The following is a 21,087-nucleotide window of genomic DNA, read 5'->3' on the forward strand; positions in this document are numbered from 1 at the left end:
GGTATCTGCTGCTACGATCCGTTGCCTGGGGGGCGTGTCGCAGGGTGGGGGAGCCTTGGGTAACACGGCCAGTTTTGGGATTCTGGGGCCACTGCGGGTGGCCAACTCCGGTCAGCCGCTCAAACCGGCGGGGCCGCGGCAGCGCGCGTTGCTCGCCGCACTGCTCTTGCGGGCCGGTCAATCGGTCAGCCAGGCGGGGCTCATCGACGCGCTGTGGGGTGAGAACCCGCCCGTCTCCGCGGTCGCGAACGTGCACACCTACGTGAGCCGGTTGCGCCGAGACCTCACCGCCATCGGCCTGCCGGGCAGGCTCACCACCGACAGCGCCGGCTACCGGCTGCAGATCGAACCGGACGAGCTCGACAGCGAGATCTTCGAGGCCACCGCGGCGAAAGCGCGCGAGGCGCTGGAAGGTGGCGACGCGGGGAAGGCCGTGACGTTCTGGCAGGAGGCCTGGGGCCACTGGCGCGGCACGCTGCTGGAGGACGTCCCGCTGGCCGGGTGGCTCGAGGCCGACGCGGTGCGGCTGGAGGAGACGGCCGCCGCGGCGCGGGAGGACTCCGCCGACGCGCGGCTGGCCGCCGGGCAGTACGGCGCCCTGATCACCGAGCTCGGCGTGCAGGTGCGGCAGTTCCCGTTGCGCGAGGGCCTGTGGTGGCGGCTCATGCGGGCGCAGCACGAGGCCGGTCGCCGCGCCGAGGCGCTGGAGACCTACCGCGCGGTCCGCGAGGTCCTCGTCGACGCGCTCGGGGTCGACCCGTGCGACCAGATCCAGGACCTGCACCAGGACATCCTGCGCGGCGCCAGACCGGAGCGGGCCGAGGTCAACGGCCTGAACCCGGTGCGGCCCATGCAACTGCCGCCCGACGTCGACAACTTCACCGGCCGCGCCACCGAGCTCGCCGAGCTGCGCCGGGTGCTGACCCAGCGGTCGAGGTCCACGCTGGCCGCGATCACCGGCAAGGCGGGCGTCGGCAAGACGTCACTGGCGGTCCGGGCCGCGCACGCGGCCGGCGGTCAGTTCAGCGGTGGCCAGCTCTACTGCCGTCTCGGCGGCACCAGCTCGTCGCCGCGTGACTCCGCGACCGTGCTCGCGGAACTGCTCATCGCCCTCGGCGTGCACCCGCACGCGGTGCCCGAGGACATCGAGGCGCGCGCCGCGTTGTACCGCTCGCAGCTCGCGGCCCGCCAGGTGCTGATCGTGCTGGACGACGCGAAGAGCATGGCCCAGGTCCGCCCGCTGCTGCCCGGATCGGACTCCTCCGCCGTGCTCGTCACGAGCCGCGTGCAGCTGGTCGGCGCGCAGACCGTGCACCTCGACGTGCTGGGCGCCGAGGACGCCGTCCGGCTGCTGGGCGAGATCGCCGGGCAGGACCGCATGACCGCCGAACCGGACGCGGCCGCCGCGGTCGCCCGCTACTGCGGCAACCTCCCGCTGGCACTGCGCATCGCCGCGTCCAGGCTGGCCCGCCGCGGGCACTGGACGGTCGGCCGCCTCGCCGAACGGCTGGAGGGGGAGGGCACCCGGCTCAACGAGCTGCGCATCGACGACCTGGAGGCCCGCGCCAGCCTCGCGTGGAGCTACGAGGCGCTCGACGAGGTGCAGCGCCGGGCGTTCCGGCTGCTCGGCCTGCTGGACGTGCCCGACTTCCCCGGCTGGGTGGTCGCCGCGCTGCTCGACGTCGACGTGCTGGAGGCGGAGGACATCGTCGACGGCCTGGCCGACGTGCACCTGCTGGAGGTCTCCGGCACCGACGTGACGGGGCAGGGCCGCTACCACTTCCACGACCTGCTGCGGGTGTTCGCCCGCGAGCGCGCGAACGAGGCCGATTCGGCGAAGGACCGGATCTCCGCACTGCGCCGGGCTTTCGTCGCGTGGCTGGACCTGGCCGTGCGGGCCGAGTCCGGCCTGCCGTGCCGGTTCCTGAAGGTCGAGCTGACGCCGCAACGCTGCGAGCTCGGCCAGGCCGCGGTGGACCGGCTGCTGGCCGACCCGCTGGCCTGGCTGGAGGCCGAACGGGACGCGCTCGTCGGCGTCGTCGAACAGGCGCTGAAGCTGGACATGACGAACCTGGCCTGCGACCTGGCCGGGTCGCTGACGACGTTGTTCGACCTGCGCAGCCACTACGACCTGTGGCGGCACACGCACGAGCTCGCGCTGGGCGCCGCCGTCGCGCCGCGCCACCAGGCGATCCTGCACCAGGGCCTCGGCGCGCTGGCGTTCTACCGCGACCGCTACGGCGAGGCGAACGAGCACTTCGTGGCGGCGCAGAAGCTCTTCGCCTGGATCGGTGAGCACCGCGGCCACGCCTACGCGAACCTCGGCCTCGGCAGCGTGCACCTGTTCCACGGCAGGCAGGACGAGGCCGCCGAACAGCTGGCGCGCGCCCACGAACTGTTCAGCGGGCAGGACGCCGGCGGCGCGGCCTTCGCGTTGCAGGCACTCGGCATCGTGCACCGCAATCAGGGCCGGCTCGACGAGGCCGCGCAGTGCCTCGGCACCGCGCTGGAGACGTTCCGCGGGCTGGACAGCCGGTACGGGCAGGCCTGCGCGTTGTTCAGCCTCGGCCTGCACCACAAGGCCCGCGGCGATCTCGCGCGGACCGAGGAGGCGTTGCTGGAGGCCGTCGAGCTCTTCCGCACTGCGTCCTGCCCGCGCGACGAGGCGCTGGCGCTGCACGTGCTGGCAGCCACCTACGCCGAGCAAGGCGACGCGGGCAGGGCGTCGGAGATGATGTCCCGCTCGCTGACGGTGTTCTCGCCGGAGGACGAGAGCGCCGGCAAGGCGGCCACCCTGTACAGCCTCGGCTGGGTGGCGCACCGCAACCAGCGCCCCGACGAGGCCGCGGCCTGCTTCGAGCAGGCGCTGCGGCTCTTCGCGCGACTCGACATGCAGGTGCACATCACCAGGACGGTGAACGCGTTGCACCAGCTGGGTCTCAACGTCGCGGACCCGCAAAGCTGACGGTGTCGACCAACCGTCGTTGCACCAGCAGGAACACCAGGAGGCAAGGCAGGCCGGTGACGGTCGCGGCGGACATCAGCTCGGGGACCGTGAGGTGCCCGGCGTCCAGTGTGGACAGCCCGACCGTCAGCGTGCCCGTCTCGCCGCCACCGGAGACGACCAGCGGCCACAGGAAATCGTTCCAGTGCCAGAGGAACACGAACACCGCGAGCGTCGCGAGCACCGGGCGGCACAGCGGCAGCACGATGGACCGGTACACCCGCCAGTCTCCGGCGCCGTCGATCCTGGCGGCGTCGAAGACCTCGTCGGGCAACGCGCGGATGAACTGCCTCAGCAGCAGCACGGCCTGCGCGTTGGCCAGCGTCGGGATGATCAGGCCCCAGTAGGTGTCCGCCCAGCCGAGCAGCTGGATGATCACCACGGACGGCATCAGCACGGCGTGGAACGGCACCATCAGCGTCGACAGCAACGACCACAGCAGCGCGTCACGGCCGGGAAAACGCTTGCGTGCGAACACGTACGCGGCCATCGACGCCGAGAGCAGCACGGCCACCACGGACACCGCCGAGTAGATCACCGTGTTGCCGGTCCACCGCAGGAAGCTCTCGGTCGACAGGATCTGGACGAAGTTGTCGAGCGTGAACGACGCCGGCCACGCGTGCGGGATCGTCCTGGAGTTCCGCGGCGTCAACGCCACCAGCACCATCAGCACGAACGGGCCCGCCGCCACCAGCGACACCAGTGTCAGCAGCCCGGTCAGCCAGAAGCGGGACCGCATCACGGGTTCCGCTCGAACGCTCGGCGCTGGGTGAGCGACACCAGCAGCACGATGGCCCACAGCACCAGGCCCGCCGCCGCGGCCTTGCCGATCTCGAAGTTCTTGAAGCCGTACTCGTACACCGCGTAGGCGAGCGAGTAGCTGGCACGCGCCGGACCGCCGGTCGTCATCACGTAGATGGTGTCGAAGACCTGGAAGGCACCGATGGTCTCCACCACGACGACGAAGAACACCGCGGGCCGCAGCGACGGCAAGAGCATGTGCCGGAAGCGTTGCCAAGCGTTTGCACCGTCCACTGTGGCCGCTTCCAGGCAGTCGGCCGGCACGTTGCGGATGCCCGCGAGCAGGATCAGCATCGCATAGCCGAACCCTTTCCAGACCCCGACGACGGCCAGCGCCGGGAGCACCGTCGACGGGTGTTCGAGGAAGCCCGCGGGCTCGAACACCCACTTCCAGATGACACCGCTGAGCACCAGGCTCGTGACGTACGGGGCGAACAACGCGGCACGGAACAGGCCGCGTCCCCACGGCACCGAGTGCAGCAACAGCGCGGTGCTCAGTGCCACCACGACGATGAGCGGCACGTAGATCGCGACGTAGGTCAGCGTGGTGCGCAGGCTCGCCAGGAAGACGTCGTCCTGGGCGAGGCTCGCGTAGTTCTCCGCACCGACGAACTCGAAGTCGCCGCCCGGCCGGTAGTCCGTGAGGCTCAGCCCCGCCGCGCCCAGCATCGGCAGGAACCGGAACGCGGCGAACACCACCAGTACGGGCAGCAGGAACGCGAGAACGGTGAGGCCCTCGCGCCACCGGCGGGCTGTCACTGCTTCTGCAGCAACGCGTCGACTTCCTTCGCCGCGTCGGCGAGCGCCTGCTCCGGTGACCTCTGCCCGAGCAGGGCCGCCTGCAGATGCGGCGCCAGCAGGCCCATCGCCTTGCGCGCCTGCGGATGCGCGTCCCCGGCCCGCACGAACGGCAGCGTCTGCGCGAAGCCGCGGTCGACGTCGTCGGTGACGGTCGGCGTGGCGTCCACCCACGGCGGGAAGTACCCGGACTGCACGCAGAGGTCCTCGATCACCTTCGGCGTGGTCATGTAGCTGAGGAACTTCTTCGCCGCCTCGGTGTTCTTCGCGGTGCGCAGCAACGACAACGCGCCGGGCTGGCCGAACGTGACCTGCTGCCGGTGCCGCAGGGGAGGCCCGACCACCGTGTTCTCCGCGCCGATCGAGTTGACCACGTTGCGGGCCGTGGTCGCGACCATGGCGTGCGCCATCGCGGCCTTGCCCGCCGCCACGGCGTCGTCGGCCAGCAGGGACCGCTTGGTCGCGGCGTCGCGCGGCAGACCGCCCATCGCCTTGAGGTCGACCAGGAACCGCAGTGCGTCTGCAGCTTCGGCCGAGGCGACCGCGCTCTTGGTGCCCTCGGCGTTGAACACGCTCCCACCCGCCTGCCACAGCAGCGGGTAGAAGGTCATGTTGAGCGTCTCCTCGGTGGAGCCCGCGTAGTCGAGCACCGGGATGCCGCGCGCGGCGAGCTTCGGTGCGGCGGCCTTCACCTCGTCCCACGTGTCCGGCAGCTCGGTGATGCCCGCTTCCGCGAACAGCTTCCGGTTGTACACGGTCGTCGTGACGGTCTGGTAGAGCGGCACCCCGTACGCCTGGTCCTTGACGGTCAGCGCGGCGACCGCCGACGGCCGGTACGTGCGCTCGGCGCCCAGCAGCAGTTCGCCGACCGGTTGCACCGCCTTCTCGCTGACGAATTGCGGAATCATGTCCGGCTGCAGCAGCACGACGTCCGGGCCGTTGCCGGTCATCAGCGCGGCGCCGAGTCTCTGCTCCCTGGTCTCCCACGGCTGCAGTTCGATGTCGAGCTCGATGCCGTGCTCGGCCTCGAAACCCGTCTCGACCCGGTGCCAGAACGCCCGGCTCTGCGCCTGGTCGGCGACGACCGGGTACATCCACATCGTCACCGCGTCGCCTCCCGGCCCCGGCCCGCACGCCGCCAGTGACACGACCAGCGCGGCCGTGATCAGCACTGCCATTTTCCTCATGAGGTGCAGTCCGTTTCGATGCCGAAGAGACGTGCGGCGTTGCGCCACATCACGTAGTCGTATTCGTCCTCGGTCATTCCGGCCTCCACCACCACACCCAGGGAGATTGCCGGGTCGACCAACGTGCTGTCAGTGCCGAACAGCATCTGTTCCACCGGCACCCGGTCGAGCGCGTACCGGAAGCGGCCCGCGTCGGTGATCGAGCAGCACGGTTCGAGGTAGAGCCGGTCGGTGCGCCGCGCCGCCTCGACCGCCGTCCGCCACGCGGGACCACCCATGTGCCCGGCGATCACCCGCAGGTCCGGGTGCCGCTCCAGCACGCCGACCAGGCCGAGCACGGACTCGTCCCAGGTGTGCACCAGCACCGGCAGGCCCGCCTCGGCCGCCAGCGCCATCGTGTCCTCGATGGCCGGGGACAGCAGCGCCTGGCCCGGATAGGTGGTGTGCACCTTGACGCCCACGAACCGCCCGGTCGGCTGGTAGCGCTCCAGCTCTTTGGCACCGGCCTCGATGTCGTTGGGGTTCACCACCACGTAGCCGAGCAACCGCGGGTGGGTCTCGAGCACCTGCGCCATCCACCGGTTGCCCGCGACCATGTCGTAGGTGACGGCCTCCGAGGCGGAGACGATCTGCCGGTCGATGCCGTAGCGGTCCATCAGCGTGATGTTGAGCTCGGCGGCGCCGACGTCCGTGGCGAAGAACCACGGTCCGGCGTGCGCGTGCACGTCGATGATCATCGTGCGTCCTCCAGCCAGCGACCGGCCGTACCACCAGCCACCTGGCGCCACTCCTGTTTGGTGAGACCGGCCATGCGCAACCGCAACGCCGACGGCATGACGTCGTGCACCGGGGTCCGCGACCCGTACGCGAGGTGGTGCGCGCCGACCTCGCCGGCGATCCGCTCGATCGAGTCGGGACCGACCAGCATCCGCGTGGAGGCCACGAAACCGGACTCGCGGCGGGCCATCACGACGAAGTCCGCCACCCGGTAGGCGTGCACGTCCAGGAAGCACACCCGCGCGCCCCTGTCGGCGAACGGCCGCCAGAACTGGCTGAAGTCCCCGCTGGTCAGCACCACCAGGTCGTGCGCGACGGCGATGTCGGCGATGTGCGCGAGACCGGGGGAGGCCGGTTCGACCCACTGCTCGGGCGGGAACAGCCGGAGCAGCCGGACACCGGCCTCGGCGAGCCTGCCGATCTCGTCCTCGGCACCCAGCGCGTCGCGCAGGTCGACGGTGCCGACCGGCACGAACCGGGGCTGCTGCTCGGCGGCCTTGCGCATCTCGTCGTTGCCGGAGCAGACGTCGAACAACGCGCCGCGCAGCGAGCACATCAGGCCGCGGCGGATCCCGTGGCTCTCCTGCCGCTGCACGACCGCGTCCAGCGTCGCGTCGAGCCGGCGGTGGGGTACCGCGCCGAACAGGACGTCGACGTCGAAGCCGATCTCGTGCCGTTCGGCCGGCACCGGGGGAAGGGGTGGCCTCATGAACGGCAGTCTTGCGACCGCCTCTACACAGGCCCTACACGCCGGCAGGCACCGCGATGGTCGTGATCAGCAGGTCGCCCTGCACCAGCCACCTGCCGGTGAACCCCGCGATCGGGGTGTCGGGCAGCAGGATCCGGGAGTGGAAGGTGCCGTCGGCGTGCAGGGTGATGTCGGCGTCCTCGAAGCCCAGCCAGCGCTGGGTGACCGGGTACCAGGCCTTGTAGGTCGACTCCTTGGCGCTGAACAGCAGCCGGTCCCAGCAGATCTTCGGGTCGTCCACCTTCAGCCCGGGCATCCGGCGCAGCTCGGCCGGGAGCGCGATGGCCCCCAGCACGCCGTCCGGTGCCGGCGCGTGCGGTTCGGCGTCGATGCCGATGGTCAGGAAGTCGCTCGAGAGGGCCAGCGCCGCCGCACGGAAGCCCGAGCAGTGGGTGAGGCTGCCGACGACGTTCTCCGGCCAGAGCGGCTCCCGCTTCTTGCCGGGCAGGATCGCCGCCGGCGTGACGCCGAGGCGCTGCATGGCCTCGCGGGCGCACGCGCGGACCGTGCCGAACTCGAACCGGCGCTTGGGCACCGCGTTGCCCAGCAGCGCCTCCTCCTCGGGGAAGAGCTCGACCGGCTGCTCGTCGTTGTACCGCTCCACCGCCGCGATGGGAGGGGGAAGAAGCTTCTCCAGCACCTATGACTCCCGCAGCACGTCGTGCAGCTTCACCGTGGTGGTGCCGCGCGGTTTCCACTCGCGCGGGTAGCCGAGCGAGACCTCGTCGAACCGCACGCCGTCGTAGCGCGTCGTGCGGGGGATGTGCAGGTGGCCGTAGACCATCTCGACCGCGTTGAACCTGCGGTGCCAGTCAGCGGTGAGAGCGGTACCACACCAGAGCGCGAACTCCGGGTAACGCAGCACGAACGTGGGGTCGCGCACGAGCGGGTAGTGGTTGATCAGCACGGTCGGCCCGGTGATCTCCGCGAGCCGCTGCTCGGTCTCGGTGACGCGCGCCTGGCACCAGGCCTCGCGCGACGGGTACGGGTCGGGGTGCAGGAAGTACTCGTCCGTGCACACGACGCCCGCCTCGTGCGCGATCGCGAGGGCCGACTTCACGTCCGTGGCGCCGTGTGGCCGAAAGGAGTAGTCGTACCCGAGGAACAGTGGACAGACCGTGACCGGGCCCTGCGGACCGGGGAACGTGACGTACGGGTCTTCCGGGGTGATGACGTCGAGACCGCGGCACAGCTCGACGAGCTGCTTGTAGCGCACCTCGCCCCGCGCCTGGTTCTCGTCGTCCTTGGTGGTCCACAGCTCGTGGTTGCCCGGCGACCAGATGAGCCTCGCGAACCGGGGACGCAGGGTCTCGAGGGTCCACTCGATGTCCGCGAAGCGTTCTCCGATGTCCCCGGCGATGATCAGCCAGTCGTTCTCGTCGGGTGACGCGATCGCCTCCACAACCTGACGGTTGTCCTGGTAGGAGACGTGCAGGTCGCTGGTGGCCAAAAGCTTCACAGTTCGAACGGTATCTCTCACGTCAACGACCGGATCATTACCCTCCAGTGGGGTGTTCACCGCGGCACCCGGTCGTGTCACAGGTAGCACGACCGGTTATCCGTTCGTCGCAGACAGTGCGCCACTCGTCTCAACAGGACCAGCCGCGTATCGCCATCCCACGTCCGCTCATCGCCTTCCATGGCCTACCTACTTACCTGTTTTCTGGCCTGCTTCTTACTGTGAGCGCTGTCACCTGACGGAAAAGTCCTGGCGGAGGACCACCAATGACTGACTCACAGTTCGCTCGCACCCCGGACCCGCGACTCGCGCGGCAGGTCCCGCCCCGTCACGTGCCTCAGCGGCCCGTACCCCCACGGCAGGTCCCAGGTGTGCCGGCACGTCAGGCCTCGGTGGGCCAGGTGCCGGTGCGTTACCCCCAGCCGGTGGACCCGCGTCTGGCCGGCAACCCCTCGTTCCGCCGCACCGTGGGCGCCGAAATCGCCCGCCACGCGCAGCAGCACCAGGCCTACGCCGTGCCGCAGCGCCGGACCACGGCCGAGGACACGGCCCTGGCCACCCTCCTCCGTTCCCGCCAGCGCGCCGCCGAATCCGCCCGCCAGGACGCCCGGCCCATCGACTCCGCGCCGCGCCACGACTCGTGGATGCGCGCTGGTGCGTGGCCGGAGCACAACGGCGAGACCGGTCGTGGTGACGTCATCGAGCAGCTTTCGGCGCGCCTCGTCTCGCCGAACCTCTGGTCCGTGGTCGAGCCGCTGATCCCGGCGGCCAAGGTCCGGCGTCAGGGTGGTGGACGTGGGCGTGTGTGCAACCGCTCGGTGTTCACCGCGATCGTGTTCGTGCTCTCCTCGGGTTGTGCGTGGCGCCATCTGCCGGCTTCGTTCGGGGTGACCGTGCCGACCGTGCACCGGCGCTTCCAGGAGTGGACCGACCTGGGCCTGTGGGTTCGCCTGCGCCGGGCCGCCGCCGAGGGCGCCTGCGGGACCGAGGAGCTCGACTGGATTCGCGCGGTGCTGGACGCTGCCGACCGTCGTGCCGCGAAGGCCGCCAGCTGAGACGGCCGCTCTGCCTGGTTTTCGCCGGGGTCACCCTGAGGAAGGGTGGCCCCGGCGTTTTTTGCTTGGGGTTTTGGCCGTGGTCGCGGGTTTGTTCGTGTAGCTAAGGATCTACCGCTCATCGCGCGGAGGACCGCTCATCGCGGGACGAGCGGCCGTCGGCACCGCCTGGCCCGGAGTTGGGTTGGGGCGTCTGCAAGTACCGCCGACCCATGATCAAACCGCCTTCAACTACCGCCAACTCGGCCAGCGGTGCACGCCGCGGCCCGCCGCAGGCCGGCCGACCCGGCCCGCGTCTGCCCACCCAGCCCGAGCACCTCACATGCCGTTGATCCCGGCGTGGTACTTCGGCACCCGCACCGTGATCTTCGTCCCGAGCCCGCAGGCGGTCTCGACCACGAGCCCGTACTCGTCCCCGTACACCCGCCGCAGTCGCTCGTCGATGTTCCCGAGCCCGATCCCGGCCGACTCGTCGACCTGCCCGGCCAACGTCCGGCGCAGCTTCTCGGGATCCATCCCGATGCCGTCGTCCTCGATGGTGATGTGGGCCTCGGCGCCGCCGTCGTTGGCGTAGATCTGGATGTGGCCGGGCTCGACCTTGCCCTCCATGCCGTGTCGCACCGCGTTCTCCACCAGCGGCTGCAGGCACAGGAACGGCACGGTCACCGGCAGCACCTCGGGCGCCACCTGCAGGGTGACCTTCAGGCGCTCGCCGAACCGGGCCCGTTCCAGGGCCAGGTACTGGTCGATCGACCGCAGCTCCTCGGCCAGCGTCGTGAAGTCGCCGTGCCGGCGGAACGAGTACCGGGTGAAGTCCGCGAAGTCCAGCAGCAGGGTGCGGGCGCGCTCGGGGTTCGTGCGGACGTAGGAAGCGATGGCGGACAACGAGTTGTAGATGAAGTGCGGCGAGATCTGCGCGCGCAGTGCGCGTACCTCCGCCTCCACCAGGCGGGTTCGTGAGCGGTCCAGCTCGGCCAGTTCGAGCTGGCCGGCGGCCCATCGTGCGACCTGGTTGGTGGCGCGGACCAGACCCGCGGACGCCTCGCGCGAGTAGGCGGCCAGGGTGCCGACCACGCGGCCCTCGACGGTCAGGGGGGCGACGACCGCGCAGTTGATCGGGCAGTTCGGCTCGGTGCAGCCGATGTCGAACGCCTGGGTGCGGCCGGTCAGGAAGACGTCCTCGGCCTGCGCCATCGCCTCGATCGCGTGGTGTTCGGACACGCCTTCCCAGGCGACGACCTCGGTCTCGTCGGTCAACGCGAGCGCCGGGGTGTCGAGCAGGGTGCGCAGGTGCCGGGCCGACTTCTTGGCCGCGTCCGGGACCAGGCCGGCGCGCAGGGGCGGGGCGGCCGACCAGGCCGTGTGCAGTGTTTCGTAGGTGACGCGCTGGGCCTCGGTGGACAGCGACTGCTTGCTGCGCGTGCCCCTCCACAAGACGAGCACGGCCGCTCCGCCGACGATCAGGATCGCGGCGGCGGTGAGGAAGTCCTGCATCTCACGTCACCTTCTAGTGCCTTGGCCCGGGACCTCGCCGGGCCAGGTCGCGGTCAGACGGGTGGATCGTGGGGGCCATGGCACTAGCTTCGCTCATCGGTCGACGAGGAACCGGCTCCGTCGAGCCCGAGGTTCTCGGGTGCATGGAGCTTGACCATCGTCTGCTGCACGCCCGGTGGCACGTGCCGCTGGGTGAGCAGGGAGACGACGTACATGACCGTGAAGCCGAGCGGCACGGTCCACGCGGCGGGGCGGGAGAGCAGCACGTTGTACCAGCTGTCGTTGGTCTCGGTGAACATCGTGACCAGGCCCGCGGTCAGGGCGGGGACACCGCCCGCGAGCATGCCGGCGACGGCGCCGATCGTGGTTATCCGGTTGGACCAGATTCCCAGCAGCAGCAACGGACACAGCGAGGAAGCCGCGACCGCGAACGCCAGCGCGACCATGTCCGCCACGGGCATGCCCGTCGACACGAACGTCATCGCGAGCGGCACGATGACCGCCAGCACCGTGGAGATCCGGAACCCGCGCACGCCGCCGAGCCGCAGCACGTCCTGCGACAGCACCCCGGCCAGCGACACCACCAGGCCCGACGACGTCGACAGGAACGCGGCGAAGGCGCCGCCCGCCACCAGGGCGCCGAGCAGCTGGCCGCCGATGCCGTCGATCATCCTGGTCGGCAGCACCAGGACGACCGCGTCGGTCTGCCCGGTCATCAGCAGCTCGGGTGTGTACAGCCTTCCCAGCGCGCCGTACACCGGTGGCATCAGGTAGAAGACCGAGAGCAGGCCGAGCACGATCAACGTCGTGCGGCGCGCCGCGGTGCCGTTGGGGTTGGTGTAGAAGCGCACGATCACGTGCGGCAGGCCCATCGTGCCCAGGAAGGTCGCGATGATGAGCGAATAGGCGCCGTACAACGGGAAGTGCGCGCCGCTCGACTCCGGCAGCGCCCACGTCGCGTTGGTGTTGTGGGCCATTGTGGACAGATGCGGGACCGGGGCACCCGCGGGGAACGTGAACTCCGAGCCCTGCCCGATGCGGTGGTAGCCGTCGGTCAGCACGTGACCCGCGCTCTCGATGCGCAGGTTGTCGATCTCGCCGGTGCCCTTGATGAAGATGGACTTCTCGGCGTGGATCGTGGTCACGTTGTGGAACTTGACCGAGGTGTCCTGCGGGAACGTCGGGGTCTCCGGCTTGGTCAGTGACTCGGCGCCCTGCACCTGCCACACGACGACCAGGAACAGGATCGGCACGGTGATCGCGGTGAGCTTGAACCAGTACTGGAACGCCTGCACGAACGTGATCGACCGCATCCCGCCGGACATCACGTTCACCGTCACGACCACCGTGACGATCAGCGCGCCCAGCCAGTCCGGCGCGCCGGTCACGGTGTTCAGCGTCAGGCCGGCGCCTTCCAGCTGGGGCAGCAGGTAGAGCCAGCCGATCGACAGCGCCAGGATCGACGCGACCGCGCGCACCGCCCGTGAGCGGAAGCGGGCCTCGGCGAAGTCCGGCAGCGTGTAGGCGCCGGAGCGGCGCAGGGGAGCGGCGACCATCGTCAGCAGCACGAGGTACCCGGCCGTGTAGCCGACCGGGAACCACAGCATGTCCGGCCCGTAGGCGAAGATCAGTCCGGCGATGCCGACGAACGACGCCGCGGACAGGTACTCGCCGCCGATCGCGGACGCGTTCCAGCCGGGGGAGACCGTGCGCGAGGCGACGTAGAAGTCGGATGTGGTGCGGGAGACGCGCAGCCCGTAGGTGCCGACCAGGATCGTGCCCAGTGCCACGACCAGCACCGCCACGATGGCGTATCCACTCGTCATGGACGTTCGACCAGCTCCGCGAACTCGCGTTCACTGCGTTCGGCCTGCCGCACGTAGAACCAGCCCGCGAGCAGCAGCATCGGGAACGTCGCCACGCACAGCAGGAACCACGGCAGCCCGAGCCCGAGCACGCGGACCTTCCCGAGCTCCGGCTCGATGGAGAACAGCAGCGGCAGCAAGCCGAGCGTGCCGCACACGACCAGGCAGACCGAGATCCCGAGCCGCCGCTGCGCCCGGATGAGCGTGCGCATGTAGACGGCGCCGAGCTCGCTCTGCTCGTTGATCTCGCGCGTGCCCGAGTACGGACGGCGCGCTCGCGGTGCCCGCGTGCGCGGGCTCGTCACCACCACGCGCTGGGTCGGTTTCGGTACCGGTTCCGGCCCTTTCCGGGGTGGTGGCGTCGTCACGACCCGAGCCCGTTCCTCGGTTGCACGACACCGGCGGGCGAGGCACCGGACACCGGCGTGGGCCGGGCGCGCCGCACCAGCAGCTGCCGCAGGTGCCGGGCGTGCCGGCGGCTGACCGGCAGCACCGCGCCGCCGATCGTGACGCTGAGGTGGCCGTCTTCCAGCCGCAGCTCGTCGATGTGCCCGAGCGAGACCAGGTGGCTGCGGTGGATGCGGACGAATCCCGCGCTGCGCCAGCGTTCTTCCAGGCCGTTGAGCGCCGCGCGGACCAGGCCGCTGCCGGTCGCGGTGTGCAGGCGGGCGTAGTCGCCGTGCGCCTCCACGTACCGGATGTCGGCGAGCCGGATGAACCGCGTGACGCCACCGAGCTCGACCGGGATGACCTCGTCGCCCATCTCCGGCGGCGTGGTGGGGGTCTGCGACGGGGCGGCGGGCGCGGATTCCTGGGGAGCCTTTGAGTCCCAGACCTCGTGCACGATGCGGTGCACGGACTCGGCGAGCCGCTCCGGGCGCACGGGCTTGAGCAGGTAGTCGAGAGCCTTGAGCTCGAACGCCTCGACGGCGGGCTGCTGGTGCGCCGTCACGAACACGACGGGCGGCGGCTGCGCGAACCGCGACAGCACGCGGGCGAGGTCGAGACCGTCCAGCCCCGGCATGCGGATGTCGAGGAACACCGCGTCCAGCGGCTGCCCGGCGTCCATCGCGCGGTGCAGCACCCGAAGCGCCTTCGTGGCGTCGGTGACCGCTTCGACGTGAGCGATGCGCGGATCGGAGCGCAACAGGTACACGAGGTCTTCCAGCGCGGGCGCCTCGTCGTCGACGGCGAGCACCCGGAGGGAGCGCTCGAGGCTGCCACGTCGATCCGGCCCCTCACAGATGGGGCAGGGCAGACCTGAGGTCATTCGAGATCGAGTCCAAACTGTGTACGGCCGATCCTCACGTGGCGGCGATTAGACCACGTTCGAGTCATTGCGCGCCTGGTGAGCCGAGGCTGTCGGATACGCGATCATGCCCGCTCACGGAGGGTGACTTGCTGCGGGGGTCTGGTAGCGCAACGTAGGCATGGTCCGCACCCCCTCCCACCCGAAAGCCCAATTGGGCGCATCATCCGTCAGGCGGAGGAGGTGCGGAAACCCTCCGAACGGGTGTGTCTCGGGTGGGAACGGGACGCTGTTATCACACAGCGTGCTGTTACCTGGTCAGCTTCGCGGCCGGGTCACGGCTGGCGAATGGCGCGCGGCTGGGCCGCCAGAGCGTCACCGAGCGTGATCTCCAGCTCGATGAAGGACTCCTCGGCGCGGCGCGCGGCGACGCTCACCGAGGCGGCGGCGGCCGGTCCGATCAGTCTGCGGGTCGGCGCACGCAGCGCCTGGATCGCCTCAGACCACTGGTTCGACAGCTTGGCCAGACCGCTCAGCGTGTCGACGAGCTCGTCGGTGTTGTCCGGCGGCGACGCGATGATCTCCGCCAGCCGGTCGCGCAGGGCGTCCAGAGCCGGGTCCACGGAATCCTCCCGTCGTGCTGCGCAATTTCCCCCACTGAGCAACACCATATCTCGAACGCTGTGGTCCAGCGCAATGATGTTGCCTCAATCGGACCGGCCGGTCAATCGCGCCTCCATTCCGTCTCAACAGGTCCCGTCTCAATTGGTGTGCACTTATGGCTCTCGGCTGAAATGCGCTTGTTTCGACGTTTAGTCGATGCTAATCGACGCAGTGTCGGTTCTACGTGCCTGGTAGGCCAGGTGGCGCCGGGGGTGTTGGGCCGAATCGGTGTGTCCTTCGTCGCATCAATCAGCGTATTGCGACGTCACTTGAGGTACTTCTCGACAGTTGTATTAACTCTTTTGCCGCAGAGTTCAGTCGTTCGGGTTCATACAGGGTTTTCGGAACGGCTTCTCGGACGAGGGCCTGTATCGAAGTCTCGTTCGCGATAGCCGGGCCTGAGGCGGCCCCTGGGGGCGCGGCCGAAAGGCCCACATACAACACCGGTATGCGGGCCTTTCGGCCGCGCCGCCAGGAACCACCTCAGGCGCGTCTCTCATCGAACGAGACTTCGATACAGGCCCTAGCAGACCTGTTGAAAGGACGCGTCCGGCACGTACTGCGCCCACTCCGCCCGGCTGAGCGCGCGACCGGCCTGCGCACACAGCGTTTTCTCGACGTCCACCGCGTACCCGACGTCCCACAACCGGACCGCGCTGTCGTCGCCCGCGCTCGCCAGCGTCCGGCCGTCCGGGCTGAACCGCACGGCCCGCACCGGCCCGTCGTGCAGGAGGTGGCCGGGGCTCACCTGGCCGCGGGTGGCGAGATCCCAGATCCGCACGGACGAGTCGCCACTGCCGGTGGCGAGCAGGCGGCCGTCGGGACTGAACGTCACCGAGTACACCGGCCCGGTGTGCCCGAGCAGCTGCTCGCCGGCCAGTGCGCGGGTCGCCACGTCCCAGATCCGCACCACACCGTCCTCACCCGCGCTCGCGAGCTGCGTGCCGTCGGGGGAGAACGCGAGCGCGCCGATCACTCCGGTGTGGCCGGTCAGCTCGTGGACGGTGCCGCCGTCCCACCACCGCAGCACGCCGTCCGTGCCACCACTGACGAGCAGCTTTCCGCTGGGCTGCACCGCGATCGCGAGAACGTCCGTCCCGCTCGACCGGCCGGTGACCCGCCTCGTGGTGTCCCACCAGCCCAGGCTCGGTTCCTCGCTCGCGGCCTGCTGCCCGGTCACCAGCGTGCCGTCCGCCGTGAACGCCGACGCCCGGAACTGGCCACGGCCGGTCATCTCGCCGAGCGACCTGCTGTTGGCGCCGTCCCACAGCATCATCCCGCCGCGGCTGTCGTCACCGGGGTTGAGCCGGATGCCGCCGATGGCGATCCTCCGGTCCGGAGCGGCCGCCAGCGAGGTGACCGCGGTGATCTCGCCGGTCTGCAACGCACCGCGCTCCGCCCGCTTGCCGACGTCGATGAACCGCACGGTCGCGCCGAGCCGCATCGGCGGCCCGAGGTCCTCGTTCGCGTCCGGCAGCGAGTGCGAGATGTTGGGGCCTATCGACATGTGGCCGTTCGAGCTGCACAGCATGAAGCCGGTGTTCTGGCAGGTGTAGTTGCCGTTCTCGTTGTAGACCGCGCCGCCGTTGTCGCCGCCCGTCACGAGCGTCGCGCCGCTTTCGCTGAACAGCAACGAGTACACCGGCCCGGCGAACCCGGACAGCGGCTTGCCGATCTCGTGGTGGGTGCCGATGTCCCAGTGCCGCACGGTGCCGTCGACCGAGGTGCTCGCGAGCGTGCGGCCGTCCGGGCTGAACGCCACCGACGTCACCGGGCGGGTGTGCCCGGCCAGCGGGGTGCCGACCTGCCGGCTGGTTCCGGTGCGCCACAACCGGATCGTGCCGTCCTGACTGCCGGTCGCGACGAGCGACGAGTCCGGGTGCACCGCCACCGACGGCGCCACCAGCGCGCGGTCCTCACGGGTGTAGCCGGTCACCGGGGCGCCGATCGGCGTGCGCTGGGCGAAGTCCCAGAACCGCAGCGTGCCCTCGATGCCGGCCGAGACCAGTGTCTTGCCGTCGTCCGACAACGCCAGCGCCGGACTGAGACCCGAGCTGTCGGCGACGACGTGCGCGTCGAGCGGGGCACCGAGCGCGGACCCGGTCGCCGGGTCCCAGAACCGGATCGTGCCGTCCGTGGACGCGGTCACCACCGAGTTGCCGTCGCGGCCGAAGAGGACGGCGGCGCCGGGCCGTTCGTCGTCGTCGAACGGGTCGCTGCCGATGCCCCAGCCGCGGATCCGGTCACCGGTGGCCGTGTCGAACAGCGCGACCTCGCTGCCCTGCAGGCCCACCGCGAGCGTGCGGCCGTCGGGGTGGAACGCCAGCCCGCCGACCCCGTCGCGGATGAACCGGTCACCGGTGCGCAGCGGTGCGCCGATCCACTCGGCGGCGGCGGGCCGCCACAGCCGGACCTCGCCCTCGGCCGTGCCGAGCGCGAGCACCGACCCGTCGGGGTTGAACACCGCGCTCAGCACGCGGGCGGCGTCCAGTTCCCGGTAGCTGTCGGTGCCTTTCAGGTAGACCCTGCCGTCCGCCACGACCGCGGACCACCTGCCGTCCGAGCTGTAGGCGGCCGCCTGGGCCACCTGCCCGAGGCGCACCACGTCCCGGCTCGGTAACGCGGCCGCGCGCATCATGCCCACGCGCGCTTGCGGGGTCTGGCCTACCTTCCACGCGGCGAGGCTCAGCAGCCGGGCCAGCGCCGGGTCGGTGTCGCCGATCGTCTCGCTGCGGGCGGCGAGCTCGCGGGACAACGACCGGTCGCGCTGCTGCTCGGCCTCCGTCTGCTGCCGTGCCGCGGTCAGCCCGAGCACCAAGGCGATGATCGTGAGCACCGCGAGCGCACCGATCGCGCCCTGCCTGGCGCGCACGGCGCTGCGGTGCAGGCGGACGTCCTCGCTGTCGAGCGCTTCCTTGGGCTTGCCGTGGATCGGGGCGGCCAGCGTCGCGAGCTCGGAGCGGAACCGGCTGTGCCGCACGGAGAGCTGAGTCTCGTAGCGCGCCCAGCTCAGGTTCACCCACAGCGGCTCCGCCTCGAACCAGCCGCTGAGCTGCTTGGGCAGCGCGGTGGTCTGCTTCCAGTCGAAGTCGTTGCCGTCCTCGTCCCAGTTGATCGTGCCGCTGGTGAGCACGATCAGGAACGTCGCCTGCTCGCGGTGCAGCCGCCAGTGCTCGACCTCGCGGCCCACCCACACCGACTCCGCGCTCTCCGGCGACGCCATGAGGATGAAGAACCGCGACTTCCCCAGTGCCGCCTCGATCGCGGCGCCGAGACCGGGACTCGCCTCCAGACCGGTCTGGTCGCGGAAGACGTGCAGCGCGTGGGCTCGGTACCAGGGTTTCGCCAGCCGGCTCAGCCCCTGCTGCACCGCCGGGGCGAGCGCGGGCCCGTCGACCGCGTAGCTGTAGGACAGGAACGCGTCGTAATGCCGTTCGGACACCTGGGGCAGGGTAATCGGGCGCGCACGGAACCGGTTCCGCGCGCGGTGGTCAGAGCCGGCCGACGTCGGTGATCGTCACGGCCGCCTCGCCCAGCTCGTCGGACGCCGCGAGGTCGACCTCCGCGTTGAAGCCCCAGTCCTTGTCACCGGCCGGGTCCTCGAAGATCTGCCGGCACACCCAGCGCTCGCGCTCGACGTTGATGATCAGGAACGCCGGGCCGCGCGCGTTCGGGCCCGCGCCGATGTCGCGGTGCTCCTCGAAGTACGGCTCGAGCGCGTCCATCCACTCCTTGGCCGTCCAGCCCGACTCGTGGTCGAGCTCGCCCAGCGAGTACCAGTCGCGCTTGGCGGCCAGCTCGACGCGGCGGAACAGCGCGTTGCGGACCAGCACGCGGAACGCGCGGACGTTGCGGGTGACCGCGGGCGGCAGGTCGACCCGGACCTCCTCGACCGGCGCGTCCGGATTCGTGAGCTTCTCCCACTCGTCGATCAGCGACGAGTCGACCTGGCGCACCAGCTCGCCGAGCCACGACGTCAGGTCGTTGAGCTCCTCGGTCTTCGCCTCCTCCGGCACCGTCTGCGACAGCGCCTTGTAGGCGTCGGCCAGGTACCGCAGCACCAGGCCCTCGGAGCGGGCGAGGCCGTAGAACGACACGTACTCCGTGAACGTCATCGCACGCTCGTACATGTCGCGCACGACGGCCTTGGGCGACAACGAGTAGTCGTCGACCCACGGGTGGCCGCGGCGGTAGGTGAACATCGCGGCGTCCAGCAGCTCCTCGAGCGGCTTCGGGTACGTGACGTCGTCCAGCATCTCCATCCGCTGGTCGTACTCGATGCCGTCGGCCTTCATCACGCCGATCGCCTCGCCGCGCGCCTTGTGCTCCTGCGCGCCCAGGATCTGCCTCGGATCGTCGAGAATGGACTCGATCACCGACAGCACGTCGAGCTCGTAGCCCGGCGCCTCGCGGTCCAGCAGCTCGATCGCGGCCAGCGCGAACGGCGACAGCGGCTGGTTCAGCGCGAAGTTGAACTGCAGGTCGACGGTCAGCCGGAAGTCGTCGCCGTCGCGTTCCACCACACCCGCCGCGACCAGCGCGCGGTACATCGCGAGCGCCCGCCGGATGTGCCGGAGCTGCTTCGGCCGATCCTCGTGGTTGTCCTCCAGCAGGTGCCGCATCGCCTGGAACGCGCCACCGGCGGGCCGTCCGATGACGTTGAGCAGCATCGCGTGCGAGACCTGGAAGCTCGACGTCAGCGGTTCCGGTTCGGCGCCGACGAGCCGTTCGAACGTCGACTCGCTCCACGAAACGAAGCCCTCGGGCGCCTTCTTGCGCACGATCTTGCGCTTCTTCTTCGGGTCGTCGCCCGCCTTCAGCAGCGCCTTGCGGTTCTCCACCTCGTGCTCGGGTGCCTGCACGACGACGGTGCCCACGGTGTCGTAGCCCGCGCGACCGGCCCGGCCCGCGATCTGGTGGAACTCGCGTGCCTTGAGGATGCGCGTGCGGGTGCCGTCGTACTTCGAGAGCGCGGTGAACACGACCGTGCGGATCGGGACGTTGATACCGACGCCGAGCGTGTCCGTGCCGCAGATGACCTTCATCAGACCGGCCTGCGCCAGCTGCTCCACGAGCCGCCGGTACTTCGGCAGCATGCCCGCGTGGTGCACGCCGATGCCGTGCCGCACGAGCCGCGACAGCGTCTTGCCGAACCCGGAGGAGAAGCGGAAGTTGCCGATCGTGGTGGCGATCGCCTCCTTCTCCTGCTTGGAGCAGACGTTCACGCTCATCAGCGACTGGGCACGCTCCAGCGCGGCGGCCTGGGTGAAGTGCACGACGTAGATCGGCGCCTCACGGCCGTGCAGCAGGTCTTCGATCGTCTCGTGCAACGGCGTGACGACGTACTGGAAGTTCAACGGCACCGGGCGCTGTGCCGACCGCACGACGGCGGTGGGCCGGCCGGTGCGGCGGGTGAGGTCCTTCTCGAAGAACGAGACGTCGCCGAGCGTCGCCGACATCAGCAGGAACTGGGCCTGCGGCAGCTCGACGATCGGCACCTGCCACGCCCAGCCGCGGTCGGGCTCGCTGTAGAAGTGGAACTCGTCCATCACGACCTGGCCGACGTCGGCCGAGGTGCCGTCGCGCAGCGCGATGTTCGCCAGGATCTCCGCGGTGCAGCAGATGATGGGCGCCTGGTCGTTCACCGAGGCGTCGCCGGTCATCATGCCGACGTTCTCCGGCCCGAACACCTCGCACAGCGCGAAGAACTTCTCCGAGACCAGCGCCTTGATCGGCGCGGTGTAGAAGCTGCGCTGACTGCCGGCCATCGCGGTGAGGTGGGCGCCGATCGCGACCAGGCTCTTGCCGGACCCGGTCGGCGTGCTGAGGATGACGTTCGCCCCGGAGACGAGCTCGATGACCGCCTCCTCCTGCGCCGGGTACAGCGCGAGGCCCCGTTCGGCGGCCCAGGTGGAGAAGGTGTCGAACAGTTCGTCTTCGTCGGCGATCGAGAGCAGCCGGTCGGTCAGCGCAGTCATCGCAGGTGA

15 protein-coding genes and 1 pseudogene are annotated in these 21,087 nt (G+C 70.2%); 2 read left to right on the plus strand and 14 right to left on the minus strand.

What is annotated here, in order from left to right; genetic code table 11:
* Nucleotides 1–97: 97 nt before the first annotated feature.
* Nucleotides 98–2,965, plus strand: a complete 2,868-nt coding sequence (locus tag ACIA8G_RS00400; protein WP_396416077.1) for a BTAD domain-containing putative transcriptional regulator — start codon at nt 98–100, stop codon at nt 2,963–2,965.
* Here the strand turns inward: ACIA8G_RS00400 and ACIA8G_RS00405 are convergent.
* The 7 genes from ACIA8G_RS00405 to ACIA8G_RS00435 are packed head-to-tail and all read right to left on the minus strand — an operon-like array spanning nt 2,940 to nt 8,774.
* On the minus strand, nt 2,940–3,743 hold the full coding sequence (locus ACIA8G_RS00405; RefSeq protein WP_396416078.1) for a carbohydrate ABC transporter permease: 804 nt from the start codon (nt 3,741–3,743) through the stop codon (nt 2,940–2,942). The genes ACIA8G_RS00400 and ACIA8G_RS00405 overlap by 26 nt on opposite strands.
* Nucleotides 3,743–4,564: a carbohydrate ABC transporter permease gene (locus ACIA8G_RS00410; protein ID WP_396416079.1), complete on the minus strand. Its 822-nt coding sequence runs from the start codon at nt 4,562–4,564 to the stop codon at nt 3,743–3,745. Before ACIA8G_RS00410 ends, ACIA8G_RS00405 begins: the two co-directional genes overlap by 1 nt.
* On the minus strand, nt 4,561–5,790 hold the full coding sequence (locus ACIA8G_RS00415; protein WP_396416080.1) for an ABC transporter substrate-binding protein: 1,230 nt from the start codon (nt 5,788–5,790) through the stop codon (nt 4,561–4,563). Before ACIA8G_RS00415 ends, ACIA8G_RS00410 begins: the two co-directional genes overlap by 4 nt.
* Nucleotides 5,787–6,527, minus strand: a complete 741-nt coding sequence (locus ACIA8G_RS00420; RefSeq protein ID WP_396416081.1) for an amidohydrolase family protein — start codon at nt 6,525–6,527, stop codon at nt 5,787–5,789. The genes ACIA8G_RS00415 and ACIA8G_RS00420 overlap by 4 nt, the downstream gene beginning before the upstream one ends.
* Complete coding sequence (locus ACIA8G_RS00425; RefSeq protein WP_396416082.1) at nt 6,524–7,276, minus strand: amidohydrolase family protein; 753 nt, start codon at nt 7,274–7,276, stop codon at nt 6,524–6,526. The genes ACIA8G_RS00420 and ACIA8G_RS00425 overlap by 4 nt, the downstream gene beginning before the upstream one ends.
* Nucleotides 7,277–7,310: 34 nt before the next feature.
* Complete coding sequence (locus tag ACIA8G_RS00430; RefSeq protein ID WP_396416083.1) at nt 7,311–7,955, minus strand: 4'-phosphopantetheinyl transferase; 645 nt, start codon at nt 7,953–7,955, stop codon at nt 7,311–7,313.
* Entirely contained in the window at nt 7,956–8,774 is an 819-nt protein-coding gene (locus ACIA8G_RS00435; protein WP_396416084.1) for a metallophosphoesterase family protein, read from the minus strand.
* A gap of 644 nt (nt 8,775–9,418) precedes the next feature.
* On the opposite strand from ACIA8G_RS00435, the pseudogene ACIA8G_RS00440 reads away from it, so the two are divergent.
* Nucleotides 9,419–9,826: pseudogene (locus tag ACIA8G_RS00440) on the plus strand (transposase); the annotation flags it as partial.
* A gap of 321 nt (nt 9,827–10,147) precedes the next feature.
* Here the strand turns inward: ACIA8G_RS00440 and ACIA8G_RS00445 are convergent.
* From ACIA8G_RS00445 to ACIA8G_RS00475, 7 genes are all read right to left on the minus strand, one after another.
* A complete protein-coding gene (locus tag ACIA8G_RS00445; RefSeq protein WP_396416085.1) occupies nt 10,148–11,323 on the minus strand; it encodes a sensor histidine kinase in 1,176 nt (391 codons plus the stop codon).
* A gap of 83 nt (nt 11,324–11,406) precedes the next feature.
* Nucleotides 11,407–13,149, minus strand: a complete 1,743-nt coding sequence (locus tag ACIA8G_RS00450; RefSeq protein ID WP_396416086.1) for a cation acetate symporter — start codon at nt 13,147–13,149, stop codon at nt 11,407–11,409.
* Nucleotides 13,146–13,556, minus strand: coding sequence for a hypothetical protein (locus tag ACIA8G_RS00455; protein WP_396416087.1), 411 nt, complete (start codon nt 13,554–13,556; stop codon nt 13,146–13,148). Before ACIA8G_RS00455 ends, ACIA8G_RS00450 begins: the two co-directional genes overlap by 4 nt.
* Entirely contained in the window at nt 13,553–14,458 is a 906-nt protein-coding gene (locus ACIA8G_RS00460) for a LytR/AlgR family response regulator transcription factor (protein WP_396416088.1), read from the minus strand. Before ACIA8G_RS00460 ends, ACIA8G_RS00455 begins: the two co-directional genes overlap by 4 nt.
* Before the next feature lie 314 nt (nt 14,459–14,772).
* Nucleotides 14,773–15,060, minus strand: coding sequence for a hypothetical protein (locus ACIA8G_RS00465; protein ID WP_396416089.1), 288 nt, complete (start codon nt 15,058–15,060; stop codon nt 14,773–14,775).
* Between the two features lie 563 nt (nt 15,061–15,623).
* On the minus strand, nt 15,624–18,542 hold the full coding sequence (locus ACIA8G_RS00470; protein WP_396416090.1) for a hypothetical protein: 2,919 nt from the start codon (nt 18,540–18,542) through the stop codon (nt 15,624–15,626).
* A 49-nt stretch (nt 18,543–18,591) separates the two neighbouring features.
* On the minus strand, nt 18,592–21,078 hold the full coding sequence (locus tag ACIA8G_RS00475) for a DEAD/DEAH box helicase (protein WP_396416091.1): 2,487 nt from the start codon (nt 21,076–21,078) through the stop codon (nt 18,592–18,594).
* Between the last annotated feature and the right edge of the window lie 9 nt (nt 21,079–21,087).

It is taken from the genome of Lentzea sp. NPDC051213, assembly GCF_044455585.1.
Taxonomy (GTDB): Bacteria; Actinomycetota; Actinomycetes; order Mycobacteriales; family Pseudonocardiaceae; genus Lentzea.

Bases quoted from the DNA above. Each gene is read 5' to 3' on its own strand.
- ACIA8G_RS00450 (WP_396416086.1), bottom strand. From the start codon at position 13,149: ATGACGAGTGGATACGCCATCGTGGCGGTGCTGGTCGTGGCACTGGGC.
- ACIA8G_RS00460 (WP_396416088.1), bottom strand. From the start codon at position 14,458: ATGACCTCAGGTCTGCCCTGCCCCATCTGTGAGGGGCCGGATCGACGT.
- ACIA8G_RS00445 (WP_396416085.1), bottom strand. From the start codon at position 11,323: ATGCAGGACTTCCTCACCGCCGCCGCGATCCTGATCGTCGGCGGAGCG.
- ACIA8G_RS00475 (WP_396416091.1), bottom strand. From the start codon at position 21,078: ATGACTGCGCTGACCGACCGGCTGCTCTCGATCGCCGACGAAGACGAA.
- ACIA8G_RS00420 (WP_396416081.1), bottom strand. From the start codon at position 6,527: ATGATCATCGACGTGCACGCGCACGCCGGACCGTGGTTCTTCGCCACG.
- ACIA8G_RS00405 (WP_396416078.1), bottom strand. From the start codon at position 3,743: ATGCGGTCCCGCTTCTGGCTGACCGGGCTGCTGACACTGGTGTCGCTG.
- ACIA8G_RS00415 (WP_396416080.1), bottom strand. From the start codon at position 5,790: ATGAGGAAAATGGCAGTGCTGATCACGGCCGCGCTGGTCGTGTCACTG.
- ACIA8G_RS00425 (WP_396416082.1), bottom strand. From the start codon at position 7,276: ATGAGGCCACCCCTTCCCCCGGTGCCGGCCGAACGGCACGAGATCGGC.